The 235-nt window shown below is 55.3% G+C and carries 1 protein-coding gene; it reads right to left on the bottom strand.

Annotated features, from left to right (window positions below; translation table 11 throughout):
* Nucleotides 1–235: NADH-quinone oxidoreductase subunit H (locus SB822_RS61070; protein WP_410859653.1), on the bottom strand; the 235-nt coding region annotated here is incomplete at both ends.

Below are 235 nucleotides of genomic sequence, written 5' to 3'. Positions count from 1 at the left end.
CCCCAGCCCCCATTTCGCCAACGCCAGCCCGGCACCGGAATATTCGGTCAGCGGGCCTTCCTGTAATTCCTGTTCTGCTTCAGCAACATCAAAGGGAATTTTTCCCATCTCTATGAAGCAGGCAAAACCACAGGCCAGTAACGCCAGTACGGTGGTTAGCGGCGAGTTCCAGCCCATCGCCAGCGTATTGCTGATCATCTCGATATGCGTGGAATCCGCTATCAGCGCCAATACC

It is taken from the genome of Paraburkholderia sp. SIMBA_054 (assembly GCF_046534875.1).
Lineage (GTDB): Bacteria > Pseudomonadota > Gammaproteobacteria > Burkholderiales > Burkholderiaceae > Paraburkholderia > Paraburkholderia hospita.
This window is presented reverse-complemented; position numbering and strand designations above follow the sequence as displayed.